Source organism: Centipeda noxia ATCC 43541 (genome assembly GCF_000160555.1).
In the GTDB taxonomy this organism is placed as follows: Bacteria; Bacillota; Negativicutes; order Selenomonadales; family Selenomonadaceae; genus Centipeda; species Centipeda noxia.
In genome coordinates this window covers 3,264-6,356 of the sequence record NZ_GG749278.1, presented here as the reverse complement: position 1 = coordinate 6,356, position 3,093 = coordinate 3,264, and the positions used below count along the sequence as shown (strand labels likewise).

The window sequence follows — 3,093 nt, the reverse complement described above, 5'->3', positions numbered from 1 at the left end:
CGCTTGTGTGGAAGCAACCGCAGCTACTTCAGCTACTTCTGGAACAGCGGCAAGTAGGGCAACGTTATTTTTCGTCCCGCTTGCCGCCGCGGATGCTCCTGCAGCGGCACTTCCTCCGGCGACTTTCGCCGCAGCGGCGCCGATGATGGCGCTGACGATCTGGGCGGTGCCGGGGTCTTTGCCCTTGACGGCGTTAATCAGCGCTTCGTTGAGTCCTGCGCCAACGGCACCAGAAGCAAAGCCGGCACCCGTGATCTGGCTCATGATGCCGCCGATGATCGCGTGCACGGCAATCTTTCGTCCGCTTCCGTCGTCCTTCATTTTGTGGGCGAGTCGGAATGCCTCCTCACCGAAGACAGCCGCAAGTTCCTGCTGTTCCTCAATTTTCTTTTTGTCAAAGATTCTGCCGAGCTCATTGAGTGCATTCTCTGTGTCACGACTCAGTGCCGAGATGTCCTGCGTGGGATTCTCCCTGATGTCGATGGTGCCGGGCGCAATGGCAGACGTTGTCCTGCTGCTTGCATTGCCCTTGACAGGCATGGAAAGATTCGGCGCAAGACCGATGGAGGTGTATTATTTACATAAAATCCTTATATGTAATTTTATTTACTATAATCCTTTCCACGCCATACTGTACTCGTCATAAAATATGTATTATTTTCTTCATCAGCTAATTTACTATCCAAACAAAACTCCCGAACACTTTCTATATCTCCCGCAGAAAGCATTTTTCCAACAATTTCAAGCTCATAATCCCATCCCAACTCATCTAAATATTCGTAATATGCTTTCGCTAAAGATTCATTCCAAACACCATGATTGATTAGACATTGAAATGAAGAAAAGACCACTGCATAAAGCCAACAAATATGATATCTTCCAGATTGTATAAACTCTAAAATACTTTGCATATCTTTCTCTGAGATCTCTCCCTTGATGTAATTCAAGAACTCTTTTATTTCTTTAGTTCTTTCTTGAGGTTTCTCATAAGTTATGATGTTTATTCTTGAAAAGAAATCATCTAAGTTCATTTTTCCTCCTAAGCAATAGATATATGGCACAAAGTAAAAGTTATTTTATTCGTGCTATTGGATAAAAGTCAGAGATATATATTATATTGCCAACTTTTCTTAGGTTAATTCTCAAATTTACATACACCTTCTTTCCCGTTCCGTCATGCAGGAAAATATTTTCATTTCCAGGATAAACCTCACCATCGTCTAAATCTCCCATTGCGTAGTGATTTAATGCAGAATAGATAACATTCAATAAAATATCCTTTCTCTCACTGTACTTAAAGCTAGGAACTTTGCCTTCTCGTTGAGACCTATGGTCTCTGTTAAGAGCATGCCCACTATTGATGTGTAACTCATCACCATCTCCCATGTATAAACGCATTTGCTCATTAGTTGTACCTTCATCAGATATTATCGCATTATTGAGTGCGTATTCTACATTATTTGCGTTTATCCAAATGAATTTCCATAACTTAAAATAGTAGAAGTCAGAGAATTTATTCCACTTCGTCCCACTTGCCGCTGCAATTGCACCTGCTGTTGCATTACCATTGATCGCTTTTGCTGCAGCTGCGCCAATAAGAGCGCTGATTACCTGGGCAAGGGCAGGATCGAGACCTTTCAGGTTGTTGATCAGTGCTTCGTTAAGACCTGCACCTGCGGCACCCGAAGCGAAGCCCGCCCCTGAAAGCCGGCTGATAAGTCCACCGATGAAGGTGTGAATCAGAACTTTACGCCCGCTTCCATCGTCGGGGAGATTATGCGCGAGACGGAAGGCTTCTTCGCGGAACACGTTTACGAGTTCCTTCTGTTCCTCAATACTCCTCTTGTCAAAGATTCTGCCAAGTTCATTGAGGGCATTCTTTGTATCACGGCTGAGGGCAGAGATGTTCTGCGCCGGATTCTCGCGGATGTCGATGGTGCCGGGGGCAATGGCAGACTTTGTCCTGCTGCTCGTATCGCCCTTGACGGGCATGGAGATGCGGGATCAGAGTTTATTATCTGACGCTTTCATCGTTGGGAAGATCAGTGTGGGCAACACACTCCTGCTTCCCCGCCCCTGTCATTCAGCCCCGCACATCATGGTTACAAAATTTATTCCTTGAAGTCCTCATCATCAGCATCAAAAAAACCTGTTGTCCAATGTCCAACATTGAGGGGATAGTCATCAATGTAAAAACAATCCATCGGGTAATCTTGAAATCCCAGTTTTTTGCTGTACATATCCTGTGCGGCTTCGGCTTTTTCTCTGGTTGAAAAAATACCGAGTACTTTAACAATATCAATGCCGTGTTCATTCTCATAGCTGTGTTGTAATAAGTAACCATATTCCATGTTCGTTACTCCTTCGCTTCCCAAACAATTCTTGCATATCGCACCAATGCACCAGACTCATCTTGGGATAATCCGCTTTTTGGTTTTCCAGATTTTCTGTGCTTGTCTAAGATTCTCTTGAGAAATGCTCTTGGACGCTCTCCCTTTTGTATGTGCTCTTCACTCGCCCAGAGAGGGATATCGCAGGATATGTTCTTTGGGGTCATTCGGGAGATAAAGCCCTCCTGCCAATAACAGGTATCTACTTCGTATACGAGTACACGGAAACAGGAATACGGGTAATCCCGAAATCCTTCCAATTCCATATACCGCTTTGCCTCGTCTTGGGCATTTTTGCGGTTGCTGTATATGCCAATTAACTTTGCCGCCATATTGTACCTAGCCAGATCATACACATGCAGAAGCATATATACTTCATGTTGTTTATTTGTTTTTTCCACCGCGATCGCCCCATTTTTTTAATTGATTGTATTCACTATTAGGCCCTTTTTTATATCCATCCTTTCCATAACGTCTATCCAGAACTCGCTTGGCAAAATCTTTTCCACTCTCTCCAGGTTCTGGTCGTTCTCCTTTAGCCCATGATGGTCTATCATTTGCTTTTTCTTTTCCGGATGCCCTCGTAAAGAATCTGTTACCATCAGAGAAGTCTTGGCTGCTCCATTGCTCCTTAAAGTCCAACAGAGGATTTGTACGGGGCTTGTATTTAATATCTAGGATATTGGGAGAGAGATCAAAGGGG

Annotated in this window: 5 protein-coding genes and 1 pseudogene; all 6 read right to left on the bottom strand. The window is 44.2% G+C overall.

The annotated features are described in order from the left end of the window. Positions 1–540: pseudogene (locus tag HMPREF7545_RS00045) on the bottom strand (hypothetical protein); the annotation flags it as partial. Between the two features lie 62 nt (positions 541–602). Next, entirely contained in the window at positions 603–1,031 is a 429-nt protein-coding gene (locus HMPREF7545_RS00040; RefSeq protein WP_006693605.1) for a hypothetical protein, read from the bottom strand. A gap of 40 nt (positions 1,032–1,071) precedes the next feature. After that, positions 1,072–1,992, bottom strand: coding sequence for a hypothetical protein (locus HMPREF7545_RS09975; protein ID WP_006693604.1), 921 nt, complete (start codon positions 1,990–1,992; stop codon positions 1,072–1,074). Positions 1,993–2,111: 119 nt separating this feature from the next. After that, a complete protein-coding gene (locus tag HMPREF7545_RS00030; RefSeq protein WP_006693603.1) occupies positions 2,112–2,351 on the bottom strand; it encodes a DUF7336 domain-containing protein in 240 nt (79 codons plus the stop codon). A gap of 5 nt (positions 2,352–2,356) precedes the next feature. Beyond that, positions 2,357–2,791, bottom strand: a complete 435-nt coding sequence (locus HMPREF7545_RS00025) for a DUF7336 domain-containing protein (protein WP_155812191.1) — start codon at positions 2,789–2,791, stop codon at positions 2,357–2,359. Continuing rightward, positions 2,775–3,093, bottom strand: a 319-nt coding sequence (locus tag HMPREF7545_RS10275; protein WP_211204971.1) for a hypothetical protein, incomplete at its 5' end; no start/stop codon positions are given. The genes HMPREF7545_RS10275 and HMPREF7545_RS00025, both read right to left, overlap by 17 nt.